This is a genomic window from Rhizobium sp. AAP116, assembly GCF_001295785.1.
Lineage (GTDB): Bacteria > Pseudomonadota > Alphaproteobacteria > Rhizobiales > Rhizobiaceae > Allorhizobium.
The window spans coordinates 114,613-132,725 of the sequence record NZ_LJIB01000003.1; the positions used below are offsets into that span (position 1 = coordinate 114,613).

15 protein-coding genes and 1 tRNA gene are annotated in these 18,113 nt (G+C 61.0%); 13 read left to right on the forward strand and 3 right to left on the reverse strand.

The genetic code is table 11. The features are described from left to right. The first annotated feature begins 41 nt into the window (after positions 1-41). The 6 genes from urtB to IP85_RS21840 all read left to right on the forward strand — a co-directional run bounded on the left by urtB (position 42) and on the right by IP85_RS21840 (position 5,264). On the forward strand, positions 42-968 hold the full coding sequence (gene urtB, locus IP85_RS02605) for an urea ABC transporter permease subunit UrtB (RefSeq protein WP_054148106.1): 927 nt from the start codon (positions 42-44) through the stop codon (positions 966-968). Positions 969-979: 11 nt separating this feature from the next. Then, positions 980-2,107, forward strand: coding sequence for an urea ABC transporter permease subunit UrtC (gene urtC / locus IP85_RS02610; protein WP_054148107.1), 1,128 nt, complete (start codon positions 980-982; stop codon positions 2,105-2,107). 11 nt (positions 2,108-2,118) lie between these two features. Further along, entirely contained in the window at positions 2,119-2,877 is a 759-nt protein-coding gene (gene urtD / locus IP85_RS02615; RefSeq protein ID WP_054148142.1) for an urea ABC transporter ATP-binding protein UrtD, read from the forward strand. A gap of 9 nt (positions 2,878-2,886) precedes the next feature. Beyond that, on the forward strand, positions 2,887-3,576 hold the full coding sequence (gene urtE / locus IP85_RS02620; protein WP_054148108.1) for an urea ABC transporter ATP-binding subunit UrtE: 690 nt from the start codon (positions 2,887-2,889) through the stop codon (positions 3,574-3,576). 44 nt (positions 3,577-3,620) lie between these two features. Then, complete coding sequence (gene fmdA / locus IP85_RS02625) at positions 3,621-4,853, forward strand: formamidase (RefSeq protein ID WP_054148109.1); 1,233 nt, start codon at positions 3,621-3,623, stop codon at positions 4,851-4,853. 75 nt (positions 4,854-4,928) lie between these two features. Then, entirely contained in the window at positions 4,929-5,264 is a 336-nt protein-coding gene (locus IP85_RS21840; protein WP_082347559.1) for a zinc ribbon domain-containing protein, read from the forward strand. Positions 5,265-6,384: 1,120 nt separating this feature from the next. Here the strand turns inward: IP85_RS21840 and IP85_RS02630 are convergent. Beyond that, a tRNA-Ser gene (locus tag IP85_RS02630) sits at positions 6,385-6,474 on the reverse strand. A gap of 292 nt (positions 6,475-6,766) precedes the next feature. On the opposite strand from IP85_RS02630, the gene IP85_RS02635 reads away from it, so the two are divergent. The 7 genes from IP85_RS02635 (at position 6,767) to IP85_RS02665 (ending at position 14,261) form a co-directional block, all read left to right on the forward strand. Continuing rightward, a complete protein-coding gene (locus tag IP85_RS02635; protein WP_054148110.1) occupies positions 6,767-7,831 on the forward strand; it encodes a septal ring lytic transglycosylase RlpA family protein in 1,065 nt (354 codons plus the stop codon). Between the two features lie 62 nt (positions 7,832-7,893). Next, on the forward strand, positions 7,894-9,066 hold the full coding sequence (locus IP85_RS02640; protein ID WP_054148111.1) for a D-alanyl-D-alanine carboxypeptidase family protein: 1,173 nt from the start codon (positions 7,894-7,896) through the stop codon (positions 9,064-9,066). A gap of 118 nt (positions 9,067-9,184) precedes the next feature. Continuing rightward, positions 9,185-9,880 carry a dTMP kinase gene (gene tmk, locus IP85_RS02645; RefSeq protein ID WP_054148112.1) on the forward strand — a complete coding sequence of 232 codons (696 nt, stop codon included), beginning with the start codon at positions 9,185-9,187 and terminating at the stop codon, positions 9,878-9,880. Further along, complete coding sequence (locus IP85_RS02650; RefSeq protein ID WP_054148113.1) at positions 9,877-10,902, forward strand: DNA polymerase III subunit delta'; 1,026 nt, start codon at positions 9,877-9,879, stop codon at positions 10,900-10,902. Before tmk ends, IP85_RS02650 begins: the two co-directional genes overlap by 4 nt. Before the next feature lie 123 nt (positions 10,903-11,025). Further along, positions 11,026-12,642 carry a methionine--tRNA ligase gene (gene metG / locus IP85_RS02655; protein WP_280949598.1) on the forward strand — a complete coding sequence of 539 codons (1,617 nt, stop codon included), beginning with the start codon at positions 11,026-11,028 and terminating at the stop codon, positions 12,640-12,642. A 4-nt stretch (positions 12,643-12,646) separates the two neighbouring features. Further along, on the forward strand, positions 12,647-13,432 hold the full coding sequence (locus tag IP85_RS02660; RefSeq protein WP_054148115.1) for a TatD family hydrolase: 786 nt from the start codon (positions 12,647-12,649) through the stop codon (positions 13,430-13,432). Between the two features lie 10 nt (positions 13,433-13,442). Continuing rightward, the gene (locus IP85_RS02665) at positions 13,443-14,261 is read left to right on the forward strand and encodes an MBL fold metallo-hydrolase (protein ID WP_054148116.1); all 819 of its coding nucleotides are present in this window, start codon (positions 13,443-13,445) and stop codon (positions 14,259-14,261) included. Between the two features lie 154 nt (positions 14,262-14,415). Here IP85_RS02665 and IP85_RS02670 read toward each other — a convergent pair whose 3' ends face one another. Together IP85_RS02670 and IP85_RS02675 are read right to left on the reverse strand one after the other, a co-directional pair. Further along, entirely contained in the window at positions 14,416-15,171 is a 756-nt protein-coding gene (locus IP85_RS02670; RefSeq protein WP_054148117.1) for a metallophosphoesterase, read from the reverse strand. Positions 15,172-15,281: 110 nt separating this feature from the next. Next, positions 15,282-17,768: a glycoside hydrolase family 3 C-terminal domain-containing protein gene (locus IP85_RS02675; protein WP_054148118.1), complete on the reverse strand. Its 2,487-nt coding sequence runs from the start codon at positions 17,766-17,768 to the stop codon at positions 15,282-15,284. Positions 17,769-18,113: the final 345 nt, after the last annotated feature.

An 18,113-nucleotide genomic window follows, 5' to 3' on the forward strand; every position in this document is an offset into this window, starting at 1 on the left:
CCCTTTTTCCCGAACGTTTCGAGGGCATGCGAGGTGACGCAATGATCGGCGAGTATACCTATAGTGAATTCTTCTCGATCCTGGCCATGCAGGGTTTTGCAGGGCTGATCCTGTTTTCCGTCTTCGTGCTGATGGCGCTCGGTCTTGCCATCATCTTCGGACAGATGGGGGTAATAAACATGGCGCATGGGGAGTTCATGATCCTTGGCGCCTATGTCACCTATCTCGTCTCCACTTTGGTGACTGCCTATCTGCCCGCGCTTTTCCCCTTCTACTTCTTCGTTGCCATGGCGCTCGCTTTCGCCGCCTCTTTTTCGCTTGGCGTGTTCGTGGAATGGGCGCTGATCCGCCATCTCTACCGCCGCCCTCTGGACACGCTGCTCGCCACCTGGGGCCTATCGCTCGTCCTGCAGCAACTCTATCGCTCGGTCTTCGGTGCCCGAGAGGTCGGCGTGACCTTGCCCGACTGGATGATGGGCTCCGTTGCCGTCAGTGACACGATCGAGGTGCCGCTCAACGGTCTCTTCGTCATGGCCCTTACCCTGATCATCGCGGGCGCCGTCTATTTCCTTATGTATCGCTCCTCCTGGGGCAAGCGGGTGCGCGCCGTGGTGCAGAACCGCGTCATGGCCGGTGCCGTCGGTATCAATACAAAGAAAGTCGATCGCATGACCTTCGGTCTCGGTTGCGGCATCGCCGGCATTGCCGGTTCTGCCTTTACCATGATCGGCTCGACCGGTCCGACCGCCGGACAGCTGTACATCGTCGATACCTTCCTCGTTGTCGTCTTTGGCGGTGCAGGCAGCTTGATCGGCACCATCGCCTCGGCCTTCACCATCTCCCAGGCCCAGTCAACGATGGAATTCTTCCTTAGCGGCTCCATGGCCAAGGTCCTGACGCTGCTGACCGTCGTGGGCATCCTGATGCTGCGCCCGCAAGGCCTCTTCTCCCTCAACATCCGCCGCTAAGGAGACCTCCCATGCCTGCTGTCGGCTTTCTCTTTACCCGCAAGGAATGGCTCTACTTTGCTATCCTTGCCGCGCTGCTCCTCGTTGTTCTGCCCCTTGGCTTCGACATCTTTCGGCTCAATCTGATCGGCAAGTATCTGACCTATGCCTTCGTTGCCGTCGGCCTCGTGCTTCTGTGGGGCAATGGCGGCATCCTCAGCCTCGGTCAGGGGATCTTCTTCGGCCTCGGCGGCTACTGCATGGCCATGTTCCTGAAGCTTGAGGCCTCCACGCCTGAAGCGACGAAGATCCAATCGACGCCGGGTATTCCCGACTTCATGGATTGGAACCAGATCACTGCGCTGCCATCGTGGTGGGCGCCCTTCTATTCCTTCTCCTTCACGCTTGTGGCCATCATCCTGGTGCCATCGGTTTTCGCCTTCATCATCGGGGCGGCCATGTTCAAGCGACGGGTCGGTGGAGTCTATTTCGCCATCATCACCCAGGCCGTTGCCGCGATCCTCACCATCCTGATCATCGGCCAGCAGGGCTATACCGGCGGTGTCAACGGGATCACCGATCTCAGGACTTTGCTCGGCTGGGATATTCGTACCGACGAGGCAAAGCTGATCCTCTACTTCGTCAACGCCGTGCTGTTGATCGGCGTGCTGCTGCTCGCCCAGGCGGTCCGCATCTCGAAATTCGGCCGGCTGCTGATTGCCATGCGTGACCGCGAGGACCGGGTTCGCTTCTCCGGCTATGACGTTGCCAATTTCAAGATCTTCATCTTTTGCCTGGCCGCCGCGATGTCAGCCATCGGCGGTGCGATGTTCACGCTGCAGGTCGGCTTCATGTCGCCGTCCTTCGTCGGCATCGTGCCATCCATCGAGATGGTGATCTTTGCGGCCGTTGGCGGACGCCTGTCGCTGTTCGGGGCGATCTATGGTGCGCTTCTCGTCAATGCCGCCAAGACGACCTTTTCCGAGAGCTTCCCCGAGTTGTGGCTGTTCGCCATGGGCGGTCTGTTCATCGCTGTCGTCATGGCCTTCCCCTACGGCCTGGCGGGCCTCGTCAAGGACCATGTCGAGCCCTTCTTCGCACGTCGGATGCCTGGCTTCCTGAAACGCGCGCCGCTGACGCAGCCGCAAGCAGCCGAATGATGGAGGCGATCATGCAAGTTGCTGCCCAGCCCGCCCGAGACTTCATCCTCAGCATTGATGCGCTCACCGTGTCATTCGACGGCTTCAAGGCGGTGAACGATCTCTCGCTCTATGTCGATGAGAACGAGATCCGGGTGATCATCGGCCCGAACGGGGCCGGCAAGACCACGGTCCTCGACCTCATCTGCGGACGCACAAAGGCGACGTCCGGTTCGATCCGTTTCGATGGGCGCGAGCTCACCCGAATGCGCGAGCACGAGATCGTGCATGCGGGGGTCGGTCGCAAGTTCCAGAATCCATCGATCTACGAAGATCTCACCGTCTTCGAAAACCTCGAACTCTCCTTTCCGCGGGGCCGCTCCGTCTTCGGCGCGCTCACATTCCGACGCGACCGCGAGGTGATCGAGCGGGTCGAGGAAGTGGCCGAACTGATCTTCCTCAAGGATCACCTGAATACCGACGCGGCGATCCTCAGCCATGGCCAAAAGCAGTGGCTGGAGATCGGCATGCTGCTGATCCAGAAGCCACGGCTTCTGATGCTCGACGAGCCGGTCGCCGGCATGAGTGTGGCCGAACGCATCAAGACAGCAGAGCTCCTCAACACGATCACGAAGAACCAGTCGGTCATCGTCATCGAGCACGACATGAAGTTCGTCGAGGACATCGCCCACCGCGTCACCGTGCTGCACCAGGGCAAGGTCCTGTCGGAAGGCAGCATGGAGCGCGTCAAGAACGACCCCCGGGTCGTCGAAGTCTATCTCGGTCACTAGGAGATCGTCATGCTGTCTGTCGAAAAACTGAAGGTCAGCTACGGCCAGAGCGAGGTCATTCACGGTCTGTCCTTTGACGTCAAACCCGCCGAGATCGTTGCGATCATGGGTCGCAACGGTATGGGCAAGACGACGCTGATGAAGTCGCTGATGGGGGTCGTTCCCTCCGCCGCCGGATCGATCCGGATCGGCGAGACCCCGGTCGAGCGGCTCGAAAGCTACGAACGTGTGGCCAAAGGGCTCGCCTATGTGCCGCAGGGGCGGATGATCTTCTCCACACTCACCGTCCAGGAAAACATCGAGACGGGGCTCACTGTTACCGGCGAAAAGTCCGTGCCGGGGCAGATCTACGAGCTTTTCCCCGTCCTGCTCGAGATGAAGGGGCGGCGCGGCGGCAATCTCTCCGGCGGCCAGCAGCAACAGCTGGCGATCGCCCGTGCGCTTGCGTCGAAGCCGAAGGTGCTGCTGCTCGACGAGCCGACCGAAGGCATTCAGCCGTCGATCATCAAGGAGATGGCGCGAACGCTCTGCCGGATCCGCGACGAGATCGGTCTTTCCATCGTCGTCTCTGAACAGGTGTTGAGCTTTGCGCTCGACATGGCCGACCGGGTGCTGGTGATCGAAAAGGGCGAGATCGTCCATGAGGCGCCGCGCGCCGGCATCGACGAGGCGCGCGTCTCCAGCTTCCTCTCCGTCTGACCCACCAAACCAAGTCGCTTCACACCCAAGGAAGGAGCCAAGCCATGCCCGATACCCTGATCAAGGTCGACCTCAGCGAGTCGCCCTATACCAACGAGAAGATCCACAACCGCTGGCACCCTGATATTCCGATGGCCTGCTGGGTCGAGCCGGGCGACGACTTCCGGGTCGAGACCTATGACTGGACCGGCGGCCAGATCAAGAATGACGACGATGCCGCTGATGTGCGCGATGTGGACCTCAGCCAGGTGCATTTCCTGTCCGGGCCGATCGGCGTCAAGGGCGCCCAGCCCGGCGACCTGCTGGTCGTCGACATTCTCGACATTGGAGCCTTCGACAACAGTCTCTGGGGTTTCAACGGCTTCTTTTCCAAGAAGAACGGTGGTGGCTTCCTGACCGAGCACTTCCCCGAGGCGCAAAAGTCTATCTGGGATTTCCACGGCATGTTCACTTCCTCGCGCCACGTGCCAGGCGTCAAATATGCCGGGCTGATCCATCCAGGCCTGATCGGCTGCCTGCCGGATCACAAGATGCTTGAGATGTGGAACAGCCGGGAAAAGGCGCTGTTCGACACGGATCCCGGTCGTGTTCCACCGCTCGCCGCCCTGCCGGATGGTGGTTCGACCGCCCATATGGGCAGCCTCAAGGGGGAGGGGCGCGACAAGGCCGCAGCCGAAGGTGCGCGCACCGTGCCGCCGCGCGAGCATGGCGGTAATTGCGACATCAAGGACCTGTCGCGCGGTTCGAAGATCTATTTCCCCGTCTATATCGACGGTGCGGGTCTTTCGATGGGCGACCTGCATTTCAGCCAAGGCGACGGCGAGATCACCTTCTGCGGTGCGATCGAAATGGCCGGCTGGCTGCATATCAAGGTCTCGCTGATCAAGGACGGCATGGCGAAATATGGGATCAAGAATCCGATCTTCCGGCCGTCACCGATCACGCCGAAATACGACGACTACTTGATCTTCGAGGGCATCTCCGTCGATGAGGGCGGCAAGCAGCATTATCTCGACGTCCACATCGCCTATCGTCAGGCCTGCCTGAACGCGATCGAATATATGACCAAGTTCGGCTACACCCGGGCCCAGGCCTATGCGATCCTCGGCACAGCCCCGGTCCAGGGTCACATCTCGGGCGTCGTCGACATCCCAAATGCCTGCGCGACGCTCTGGCTCCCGCTCGACATCTTCGAATTCGACATGAAGCCCGGTGCCGATGGGCCGAAGAAGTTCCTCGACGGCAAGATCGACGTACCGCTAGCCCATGACCTGTGAGGTGGTGCGGAGGGCGTCGATAGACCATCCGCGCCCTCCGCACCTTTCTGCAGCCCCTTGATGGAGAGACAGAGCATGCCGAACTACGACTACAACTGCACGGACTGTGGAGGATTTACTCAGAACCGTCCAATGGCGATGTCCGGTGATCCTTGCGACTGCCCACATTGCGGCGCGGCCTCGCCCAGGGCCTTCTTCTCGACCCCCTTCTTCGCATTGATGGACAATGCGACCCGCAGTGCGATCGGCACCAACGAGCGATCTGCCCATGAGCCGAAGACATCGAAGTCGCTTGGTCACGGCGCTGGATGTGTCTGCTGCAGTGGTGCACCGAAAAAATCCAAAACAATCTTTCGCGCCGATGGCGCAAAAACCTTTCCTTCCGCACGCCCGTGGATGATCAGTCACTGATGGCGGATCTGTTCACGAGGCAAGCGTCAACATGTTCTGGTCCTCGCCAGGCTCAAACCAAACTCATGGCCCGGCCACCGCCGCTCTAAGCGCTGCTTCGTCACCTTTCTCGGAAGGCCCGCGCGAATTGATCCTGAACAGGCTTCAGGAAGAACTGCAGGGGCGTTCGGCCATCCGTCATGATGAAGACTTCTACCTGCATTCCAGCGTCCAGGCGCAGAGGCGAGAGGCGCCCCGGCCGAAGCTTACAGAGCGTTGTCATCCCTTCGCTCCCCGCCCGCGTTTCACCTTCGGTGCCGCCTCGCGCCCGGCGCGGATTCGATGCCACTTCGCGTGACCACCAGCACAGAATTCTCGGCGACCAAATTCGACGACAATCCAGCCAAAGCTGCTTCCATGATCTGATCTTCAGCCTCTGAGATGTGAAAGCGCTTCATGTCCTTGGGAGATGCCCAAGGGATACTGCCACCGGTCCAGTGCGCCGCGCTTGATTTGTCGGGCGTGCCTCCGCCTTGCCAGGAACCAAGCTGGCTCAGAGTCGCCTCAACCCACCAACTCGGCAGCTCCCTCGTTCCGCCGCCTCCGGCAGTTCGTCGCCCGTTGATCCGTTGAGGATATTCAGCGGCTTCGGGAATGCCGGGTTTTCCTTGGTGTGGCGCCAAATGGTGGCGACACTTGCCGCAATCGCGACGCAACGTCCTGAGCCGACAGGAAGCGCTCGTCTTCAACTCCGCCCTCGAAGCCGGGTTTCAACGTGCGGGCAGCTTTTGTGGAAGATGTTGCTTCGGGCGTTCCAGCTAGTGGCGCAGCCGAAGGTGCCCGCACCTCCGTCCGCACTTCCTCGCAAGGTGAACTCGATTCGAGAAGATCCGTGGAAGAGGGGAGCGAGGGAGAGCTGCATTCAGACATGGAAGTCCCTTCTGAAGGACTGAGCAGGTCTTGCGCAAAGGTTCTATGCCTATACCAGTGCGGTGTAATCGAATGTCATCGCATTTGGCAATGCTGAGTCTGCCCCGTGATCCACAGGTCTCCGCGTCGGTTTGGCGTCGGTTGTGCGTGGCGGGCCAGAATTTTCGACCCACAAGAAAAAACAATGAATTCTGTATCTTGGTGAGAATAATGGCGGATGGGGTGGGATTCGAACCCACGGTACGGTCTCCCGCACGCCGGTTTTCAAGACCGGTTCCTTAAACCACTCGGACACCCATCCGGACGGCTGCGTTATGCGCAAAGCTGCAGGATTTGGCAAGGGTGCGCTCTAGCAAATTGTCAGGCATACGCGGGCGCCTTGGCTGGTGCTCAAAACCTGTTTTCGACAGTGCCGAGCGGCAACGAAGCGTTAACCATGCTCATCGAATCCGGAACGGAATGATCACTGAAATTGTGACTTTTCCCATTTTGGCCATTTTTGCACAGCCTTCATTGCGCGCAAGTGAGCGGAGGCATGGCGGCCTCTTGGACAGGGCGCAGATGATCAGCGTCCGCGATCTGAAGTGGGACACATGCATCTGACGACGCGCGGCCTCTTGGCCAATTCCCGGAAGTGGCTGGCGCTAACCCTGCTCTGTGCCTTTACCGCCTCCTGCTCGACCACCAAGGACACGACTGAAAAGCCGAAGCGCTCGAAGGAATATTTCGCCGAGTCCGTTTATGGCGTGAAGGCGAGCCCGAGGGTTGTGGCGAGCGGTCCGATCCCGAAGGGCGGTGGTCGCTATATGGTCGGCAAGCCCTATGTGGTGAAGGGAAAGACCTTCGTGCCGAAGGAAAATCCGCGCTACGACAAGGTGGGTGTCGCGTCCTGGTATGGCGATGCCTTCCACGGCCGGCTGACCGCCAATGGCGAGCTCTACGACAAGGAACATCTGTCGGCCGCCCATCCGACACTGCCTCTGCCGAGTTATGCCCGTGTCACCAATCTCAACACCGGCAGCTCTGTCATCGTGCGAATCAATGATCGTGGACCGTTTCACAAGGGGCGCATCATCGATCTGTCGCGCAAGACGGCTGACATGCTCGACATGAAGCACAGCGGTACCGGTGAGGTGCGGGTGCAGTATATCGGGCCGGCACGCATGGACGGCCATGACATGCCCTATCTGATGGCCTCTTACATCCGCAAGGGCGAGCGCGGACCGGTCATCGATCCGGGCGGCCAGATCGCCTCCGGCGTGATGGTGGCGTCGAATGAGACCAATACGCCCGATTATCAGCCGCCAGTGGCCACGACCTACCAGACGGCGCTCGCAGGGCCGACACCGAGCGGCAATACGACGCCTCAGACGCTCGATGCGCAGCTGCTGATGCAGGCGGGCACGGCCGCCCCGGGTGCCGTGGTCTCAGGCGAAAGCTTCGCGGCCCTTCCGGACTTTGGGCCGATGCCGATGGCGCGTCCTCACCATATCGACGGTTACGACGGATCCGGCTACGCGGCAGCCTATGCACCGGAACGTCCGGAAGCTGGCGCGCTTGCCTTCGAGGCTATTCTCGTGCGCAATGACGGTCTCACCGAGCGTTCGATTCTCGCTTCGGTCGCAAAGGGCGGTATCACGCTCTCCAGCGGGCGCTGAACCCGCAGCGACCGTGCTGGAAAAGGCGCATCACTGTTGAGCCGGCCAGCCGAAGTGTGAACATGCGTCTTATCCTCTCCGCCTTCCTGCTGCTGGCATTGCTGTCACCAAACGGGTCCATCACGAGCACCGCACGGGCGCAAGCCGTTCCGACACCGCAGTTGATCGAAACCAAGTCTGCCCAGGCCTATCTGGTCGAGGCGTCGACCGGCACGGTTCTGCTCGCCAAGAACGAGCGACAGAGTTTTGCGCCGGCATCGCTTGCCAAGCTGATGACGCTGGAAGTGGTCTTCGATGCGCTCAAGAAGGGCGAAATCAGGCCGGATACGATCTATCCAGTCTCGGAATACGCCTGGCGGACAGGCGGCGCACCGTCCCGCACCTCAACGATGTTCGCGGCCGTGAAAAGCCAGGTTCCGGTCGCCGATCTGATCAGGGGCATCGCGGTGCAGACCGCCAATGACGGCTGCCTGATCATCGCTGAGGGCATGGCTGGCTCGGAGGCGAAGTTCGTCGAGCGGATGAATGCGCGGGCGGCCGAACTCGGACTTTTCGAAAGCCGTTTCGGCAATGCCACCGGTTTGCCGCATCCAGACAACCGGTCGACCCTTTATGACATGGTGAAGCTCTCGCGCCATCTGGTCGCAACCTATCCCGATCTCTACCAGACCTTCGGCCTACCGGAATTCGAGTGGAACAAGATCCTCCAGCGCAACCGCAATCCGCTTCTGTCGTTCGGCGCCGATGGGCTTGGGACCGGCTTTGCCGAAGGCAGCGGCTTTGCCATCGTCGCCTCGATGGAGCGCGACGGGCGGCGGCTGTTTCTGGGGCTGAGCGGCGTTGCGACTGACAAGGAGCGGACGGAAGAGGCAAGACGTTTGCTGAACTGGGGTTTTGACAGCTTCGAGATGCGCACCCTGTTCCAGACCGGCGAGATCATCGGTGAGGCGAGCATCTATGGCGGGGCGCAGTCCAAGGTCCCGCTGGTCGCCGCGCAGCCAGTGGAAGTTTATGTCCCCGTCAACAATCCGGAACGTCTGCAGGCACGCATCGTCTATCGCTGGCCGCTCAATCCGCCGGTTGCAGCCGACGCCGCGATCGCTACGCTCAATGTCTTCTCAGGCGATCGACCGCTGGTCAGCGTGCCCTTGAAGAGTGCCGAAGCCGTCGAAGTCGGAACGCTCAGTCAGCGGGCCTGGGATGCCTTGATAGAGCTCCTGTTTTTCTGGATCTGACGGAAAATTTGGAGCCTCCAGGTCATCAGCGGTTTCGCAGGCTGCCATCTTGGTTTAGAGCCGTAGGAAAGCCCGAGGGGCTGGTTCTGAAACGCTTCAGGCGGGAAGTAGCAAGGCATTGACGACGGCGCGCGGATTGTTCGTGAGTTTCGAGGGAGGCGAGGGGGCCGGGAAATCGACCCAGATCCGCCTGCTGGCCGAGAACCTGCGCGCGAAGGGCCACACGGTCGTCACCACACGCGAGCCGGGCGGATCGCCGGGTGCTGAAGCCCTCCGCCATGTGCTCCTGTCCGGCGCCGCCGAGGCCTTCGGAGTGCGCATGGAAGCGCTCTTGTTTGCCGCCGCCCGTGCCGATCATCTGGATTGCGTGATCCGGCCGGCGCTCGCCCGCGGCGATATCGTGCTCTGCGACCGCTTTGTCGATTCCTCCCGCGTCTATCAGGGTGTCACCGGCAATATCGAGCCGCCGCTTATGGCGGCCCTTGAGCGCGTTTCGATCGGCACCACCATGCCCGATGTAACGCTGGTGCTGGACTTGTCAGCCGATGTCGGCCTCCAGCGCGCCCGCAAACGGGCAGGGGAGGAGGCGGCAACTGCTGCCCCCGATCGCTTCGAAAAGGAAAAGCTCGAGATCCACGAGAAGCGCAGGCAGGGCTTCCTCGATATTGCCAGCCGTGAACCGGAACGCTGCCGCGTGATCGATGCGTCGCACGACCAGGCCAGGATCGCCAGCGGTATACTGTCGGAGGTATTGCAGGTCATAACGCGCAAGGCGGCGACGCCCGGCGACGGCGGACAGGCGGCACGCTCATGAGCGAGGAGAGGGCGGGGCTTCTTGACGGGGCGATTGCACCCGTCAGCAATCGGCATCTCTTCGGTCACGAAGCCGCAGAGGCGTTCTTGGCGCGCAGCTACCGTTCGGGCAAGGGCCACCACGCCGTGCTGATCGAGGGGCCCGAAGGCATCGGCAAGGCAACGCTTGCCTTCCGTTTCGCCAACCACATCCTGCGCCATCCTGATCCGGCAAGCGCACCGGAGGTGATTTCTGATCCGGATCCCGAGCATCCGGTCACCCGCCAGCTCGCTTCCGGGGCAAGTCACAACCTTCTGCACCTTTCGCGGCCGGTCGATGAAAAGACTGGACGGGTCAAAACCGCGATCACCGTCGACGAGGTCCGCAAGGCCGGACATTTCTTCGCCCAGACCTCGGGCACCGGAAACTGGCGCATCGTGATCATCGACCCGGCCGACGATCTCAACCGCAACGCGGCGAATGCGATCCTGAAGATCCTCGAAGAGCCGCCGAAGCGGGCAATGTTCCTGGTGCTCTCCCATGCGCCGGGCAAGCTTTTGCCGACCATTCGCTCGCGTTGCCTGCCGCTCCGGCTGCACGAACTGCCACCTCAGGCGATGGATCAGGCGCTCGGACAACTGGGTCTCACGATCCCGGCCGAAAAGCGCGAAGCCGTGCTGACGCTCGCCAAGGGCAGCGTCGCCCGCGCGTTGAAGCTCGTCAATTACGGTGGCGCCGACATTCTCGACGCCTTTGAGCAGATGCTGGCTGCATCCGGCCCCGCGCAGCGCAAGATGATGTTCAAGATCGCCGATGCGCTCTCGGGCAAGGACAGCGAGGTCGCCTTCGGCTTCTTCGTTGAACATCTGGGCGACCACCTGGCCGAAACCGCGAGAAGCCTCGCGCTGACGGGCGATCTCTCAGGCGCCGAGCACTATGCGCGGCTTTCGTCTGTCATCAATCAGCAGCTCGGCATTGCCGCGGCCTACAATCTCGATCGCAAGCAGACCATGCTCGACGTGCTCGCGGCGATCGTGCGCTGACGGGCAAGGCCCCCGTCTTCATGGCGCTGCAGCAAAACGGATGTTCCTAAAGCCAGAGGAATGTTTTAAGAGCGTTCGACCCCATTTGTTTTCGCTGATCATGGCAGGCCGCTGCGCGCCGCCATGATCAGGCGCCGAGACAACAGCACACGACAATCGCAACCGACGAAAAGACAACAAGAAGCCATGAGCGATCCCTTCTACATCACGACTGCCATCTCCTATCCGAACGGCAAGCCGCATATCGGCCATGCCTATGAGCTGATCGCGACCGACGCCATGGCGCGGTTTCAGCGGCTCGACGGCCGGGATGTGTTCTTCCTGACGGGCACGGATGAACACGGGCAGAAGATGCAGCAGACGGCACGCGCCGAGGGGATTTCGCCGGAAGAGCTTGCCGAGCGCAATTCCAACGAATTCCGCGAAATGGGCAAGTTGCTCAATTCCTCGAATGATGACTTCATCCGCACGACCGAAAAGCGCCATCACGAGACGGTGCAGGAAGTCTGGCGCCGGATGGAGAAGAACGGCGACGTCTACAAGGGCGGATATGCCGGCTGGTATTCGGTGCGCGACGAGGCCTATTATCAGGAAGAAGAAACAGAAGTGCGGCCCGATGGCGTGCGCTACGGACCCCAGGGCACGCCGGTCGAATGGGTGGAAGAGGAAAGCTACTTCTTCAAGCTCTCGTCCTATGAAGACAAGCTTCTCAAGCTCTACGAGGACCAGCCTGATTTCATCGGTCCGAACGAGCGCCGCAACGAGGTGATTTCCTTCGTCAAGTCGGGTCTGAAGGACCTGTCGATCTCGCGCACCACCTTCGACTGGGGCATTAAGGTGCCCGGTGATGACAAACATGTCATGTATGTCTGGGTCGATGCGCTCACCAATTACATCACAGCCACCGGTTATGTCGAAGACGAAAACGGCCCGCGCGCCAAATACTGGCCGGCCGACGTGCATATCATCGGCAAGGACATCATCCGCTTCCACGCCGTCTACTGGCCGGCCTTCCTGATGTCGGCGGGTCTGCCTTTGCCCCGCCGAGTCTATGCCCATGGCTTCCTGCTCAACAAGGGCGAGAAGATGTCGAAGTCGCTCGGCAATGTCGTCGATCCGGTGAACCTCGTGAACCATTTCGGCCTCGACCAGGTCCGCTACTTCTTCCTGCGCGAAGTTTCCTTCGGTCAGGATGGCAGCTATTCGGAAGAGGGCATTGGGACACGCATCAATGCCGATCTCGCCAATGGCATCGGCAATCTGGCTTCCCGTTCGCTGTCGATGATCAACAAGAACTGCGAGGGCAGGGTGCCGACACCCGGTGCGCTGACGCCGGAAGACGAGGCGATCCTGAAGATCGCCGACGAGGCGATCGACATCTGCCGCGAGGAAATGGGCAAGCAGCAGATCCACAAGGCGGTCGCTGCCATCATCAACATCGTCAACGAGGCCGACCGCTATTTCGCGGCCCAGGCACCGTGGGTTCTCAAGAAGACCGACGAGGCGCGCATGGGCACGGTGCTTTATGTGACGGCGGACGTTGTGCGCCAGATCGCGGTCCTCTTCCAACCGATCATGCCGGAAACTTCGGCGAAGATCCTCGATCTGGTCGCCGTGGCTGAGGAAGACCGCGTCTTCGCCAAGCTCGGCGCTGCAGGACGTCTGCAGCCGGGCACCGAACTGCCGGCACCCTCGCCGGTCTATCCGCGCTACGTTGCCCCGGACGCGGGCAAGGCTTGAGACGATGTTGATCGATACCCATTGCCATCTGGATTTCGCCGATTTCGACGCTGAGCGTGACGAGCTTGTCACGCGCGCGCATCAGGCCGGCGTGAAACAGATGGTGACGATCTCGACGCGAGTTCGCAAGCTTCCGACGTTGCTGGCGCTCACCGAGCGTTACCCCAGCGTCTTCTGCTCGGTCGGTACGCATCCGAACAATGCCGGCGACGAGCTGGATGTGACGGCAGATGAACTGGTGGAACTTGTGGAACGCCACGAGAAGATCGTGGCGATCGGCGAGGCTGGTCTCGACTATTTCTACGACACGCAGAAGCCCGAGGACCAGAAGACGGGCCTGATCCGCCATATCGAGGCGGCGCGGCGCACGGGCCTGCCACTCGTCATTCACAGCCGCAGCGCTGACGAAGATATGGCTGCCATCCTGACCGAGGAAACAGGGAAGGGCGCCTTCCCCTTCATTCTGCACTGCTTCTCGTCCGGCCAGGCGCTTGCCGATACCGGTGTGGCGCTCGGCGGTTACGTCTCCTTCTCCGGCATTGTGACCTTCCCGAAGTCGGAAGAGCTACGCGAGATCGTGAAAAGCGTGCCGATGGACCGGCTGCTGGTCGAGACAGACGCGCCGTATCTGGCGCCGAAGCGCTGGCGTGGAAAACGCAACGAACCGTCCTATGTGGTCAACACGGCCGAGGTTCTTGCCGAGGTCAAAGGCGTGAGCTACGCGGAGATGGCAGACGTGACGACAGAGAACGCCTTCCGCTGCTTCTCGAAGATGCCCAGGCTGGGCTGAGGGAACCCTGATGCAGGTCACGCGCCGGTTCACGCTGCTCGGTTGTTCCTCGTCTCCCGGCGTCCCCAGGATCAACGGCGACTGGGGCAATTGCGACCCTGAAAATCCGCGCAACCGGCGGACCCGCGCGTCCTTCCTGATCGAACAGATAGGACCCGATGGCGGCAAGACGACCGTCGTCGTCGATACCGGCCCGGATTTTCGCGAGCAGATGATCCGCGCCAAGGTCGAGCATCTCGATGCCGTCGTCTACAGCCATGCCCATGCCGATCATCTGCATGGCATCGACGATGTCAGAGGCTATTTCATCACCCAGAAGAACCGGATCCCGATTTATGCGGAACCCGCGACGATGGCCCGCATCGAGGAAGGTTTCGGCTATTGCCTGAAGACCCCGGTCGGCAGCAGCTATCCGCCGATCGTGGCGCCAGTCATTGTCGAGGACATGGACCAGCCCATCGTCATAGATGGCGCCGGTGGTTCCATAATGCTTCTGCCGCTGGTCCAGCAGCATGGTGACATCATATCGCTTGGGTTTCGCATCGGTGATGTGGCGTATTGTTGCGATGTCTCTGACTTTCCCGAAGACACGGTCGCCAAGCTCTCAGGCCTTGAGCTGCTTTACATCGACGCGCTGCAGTACCGGCCGCATCCGAGCCATCTGTCACTCGAACAGGCACTTGGCTGGATCGAGCGTCTGGCGCCGAAACATGCGGTGCTCACGCATATGCATACGCCACTCGACTATGAAACTGTGATGGGCGAGACGCCGCCGCATGTCGAGCCAGGGTATGACCAGTTTGTCATGGAATTTGAATTGGATATCTGAGTTTCCTGAGAAACTGAGTTCGCTGGGAGACGGCGATATTCAATGCATTGTGACCGGACTAGGCCCCACTACAATGTGCACTTAAGTTCCATAATCTATCTTATGCGATCTTTGTTTGTATGGTCTAGGCTCTCGGTCTGGTGCTTCCCCACGCTTAGAGATCAGCCACCTGCAGGATGGTTTTGGCCGAGATCTCGGTTTCCTTGGGATAGCCGAAGGCATTGTTGATGTAGGTGACGCCGTCGATTGCCTTGTTGCGGTTCAGATGGCTGTGTCCATAGAAATGCTTCGAGGATCCAAGCGAACGAATGCGGCGCTCCAGGCGGTCTGTGCCGAGCACAGGAAACAGCGCCTTGTGCTTCTCGGGATAACGCGCCGGCATCAGGTCGATGCGCGGCACGAAATGCGAGACGCTGTAGACGGCGTCGAAGCCCGATGTGTCCGGCATCTCATTCATGGCGTCGAAACGGGCCGCGACCTCGGCGGGTGTGAGGCCGTCCCAGTTGCATTTGTAGAAGTCCATCCAGCCGCGACGGATGGTCGGGCCGGGCTCGCCGAAGGAATAATCATACCAGGCGAGTAGCGGCACGATCAGGGTCTTGCCCAAGGCCACCGGTCGGGTTTCGATGCCGTAGCCGTGGCAGAGCGCGTTCAGAGTTTCGAATTTCTCGAAGGACGGCCCCTTCCCGCTTCTCGCCGTCCAGAGATCGTGATTGCCCGGCAGAAAGAGCACCTTGGCGTAGCGCGGCACCAGTTCGTCGAAACTGGCTTTCACCAGATCGAGTTCGTCGGAGAGATCGCCGGCGACGATAAGCACATCATCGGTGAAATCGGCGCGGGACAGCGCTCGCAGCCAGTCAAGGTTCTGACGGTAATCGACGTGAAAGTCGGATCCGAGGAAGAGGCGCATGCTCAAGGGATCCGCTGCGGTTTCGAAGACATGATAGCCTTCTAATCGAATTTCACGGCACGGCAAGAGACGGCGGACTGCTCGATCTCTCCGCCGCATCGCGTATCGCTTCAGTCGACGACCGCAGGCAGAGGCGGGGCCGATACCACTTCCCGCCACTCGCTGACCAACTTCAGCGGCAGCGTGGCGCGGACATCCTCGGCATTGGCGGCAATGACGAGCTCGTACTCGCCGGCTTCGGCAATCCAGGCGCGGGCTTGCGGATCGAAGTAAGCGAGGTCGCGGACGGCGAGCGAAAGCCTTGCCGTCGCAGTCTCGCCGGCCATGACATGCAGCTTGGCGAAGGCCTTCAGTTCCTTTACCGGACGCCGCAGGCGCGACGCCTTTGACTTGACGTAGAGCTGCACCAGTTCGGCCCCTGCCCGGTCGCCTGTGTTCGTCACTTCGATTTCGATAGCAACGCCGTCAGCCCCCATATCGACGCTCGATGCACGCGGCACGGACCAGGCAAATGTCGTGTAGGACAGGCCGTAACCGAATGGGAAGAGCGGCTTTGCGCCATCCGCATCATGGTGGCGATAGCCGACCGCGAGGCCTTCCGCGTAGACGACATGGCCGTTTTCGCCCGGATACGTTCTGGGATCACCTGTCATGGTGGAATTGTCGGAAAGACGCTGCGGGAAGGTCTGCGGCAGACGCCCGCCAGGCTCGGCATCGCCAAAGAGCACGTCGGCAATCGCATTGCCCGCTTCCTGGCCCGGATACCAGGCCTCGATGACGGCCGAGACCTTGTCGAGCCATGGCATTTCCACCGGGCCGCCGGTCTGGAGGACGACAACGGTGCGCGGATTGACGGCTGCGACCTTCTCGATCAGTTCCTCCTGCCGTCCGGGCAGGCGCATGTTGGGCAGGTCGAGGCCTTCGGTATCCCACTCCCCTTCCCGGCCAACAAGTAGGATGGCGAGGTCACAGGCCTTGGCTTGCTCGACGGCCTCGGCGATCGCCGCATCGGACGTCGGGAGTTCCACGCCGAAGCGCACGGCACGGATCTCGATGCCCTCATAACCCTCGGGCATGGCGCGGTAATCGACGCGGATCTCATAGGTGCGTCCGGCTTCGAGCGGCTTTTCGACCCTCACTTCGGTATTCCCGAGGCCGAAGAAATTGTCGCCTTTCGCCCAGCCGGTCTCGCCATCCACGACAAGTTCGCCGTCGACATAGAGCTTGGCGAAGCCCGCATTGGTCAGGCCGAAGATATGGTTGCCTGTCTCCTCGGGGCGGAAGCGCGTGGTGATGCGCGCCGAGAAATTCCGGGGGTCGAGGGAAGCATCCGGCATGTCGAGCCAGAAGAACTGGGTTTCCTCGGCCGTGGAGCGCTGCACGACCGGGCCGGACCAGTCACGGCCATGGAAGAAGTCGACGAATACCTCGCCCCCGATCATCTGCGTCAGGCGATTGTTGCGGCAAGCCTTCAAATGCATAACCCGATTGGTACCCGACAACGCTGTGCGAATGCCCTCGAGCGGGCTCACCTTGTAATGCGCGTTGATCTGGGCGCTGCCGCCGCCCATGACGCGCGGTTCGGCGGCGTTGGGGCCGAGCACCGCGATACGGTCGAGGGCAGATTTGTCGAGCGGCAAGATGCCATCATTCTTCAAGAGAACCATGCCCTCGGCGCCAAGTTTGCGGATGAGCGCACGGTGTTCGGGGCGATCGACGGCCTTCTCTTCTTCCATCTTCGGGTCTTCGAATGCTCCGACTCGCTCGAGCAGCAACAGCATGCGGCGTGCGGCAGCCTTGACGGTTTCGGCCGGCACCCTGCCTTCGCGGACGGCTGCGACCAGCTTCTCGCCACGATCGCGCGTCGGACCGGGCATTTCGAGATCGAGCCCACCAATCACAGAGGCTTCTGTCGTATGCGAGCCGAACCAGTCGGACATGACGATTCCGTCATAGCCCCATTCCGCGCGCAGCAGTTCGGTCAGCAGCCAGTGATTTTCGCTGGTCCAGGCACCGTTCAACCGGTTGTAGGAGGACATGATCGCCCAGACGCCAGCCTTTTTCACGGCCGCCTCGAAGGGCGGAAGGTAGATCTCGCGCAGGGTGCGCTCGTCGAGATCCGACGACATGGTCTGCCGCTCGACCTCGCTTTCATTGGCGACGAAATGCTTGATCGTGGCAGCGATGCCCTGCGACTGCACACCCTCGATATAGGCGACCGCCAGCGCCGAGGTCAGCATCGGGTCCTCCGAATAGCATTCGAAGTTGCGGCCGTTGAGGCCAGAGCGGTGGATGTTGACGGTCGGCGCGAGAAGGACCCGCGCACTCTTTGTCTTCGCCTCTTCAGCCAGTGCCACGCCCATTTCGCGCACCAGCTCGGGGTTCCAGCTGGCGCCGATGCCGATGGCTGCGGGGAAGCAGGCCGATTTGACGCCGCCGACCAGCGATCCACCACCGCGTGCGCCGTTCGGCCCGTCGGTCACCTTGATCTTGGGAACGCCGAGGCGTTCAACCGCAACCGTGGTCCAGAAATCTGCCCCCGCCAGCAGCGCAACCTGCTCCTCGAGGGTCATCTGGTCGAGCAATTCGTCGAGCACGCGGCTTCCTCCTGATCTCATGTCTCGAGGCACGCGGTGAACCCCGAGATGATGCTTTTGTCCGAAGCCAACGACAAAGGCGGCAAGAATACAAGGGCAATATGCACGTCATGGCTGTTTAAAGCGCCCGGCCGCGCAAATTTGAGTTCGCTCAAAGTTGTCTGTTGACCATCGGCTTATCTGAAATTACCTGTATGACAGGTTGGCGTGATGGAGGTCGCGTTTCAGCCTCGGACAGAGCGACGGCGCATGTGGAGGCATGCGACACGTCGGCGGAAGGCGGGCATGCTGTCTTGCGCGGCTGGACGATCATTCGGAGGAACGGCCGGGATCCCCGGCATTGGG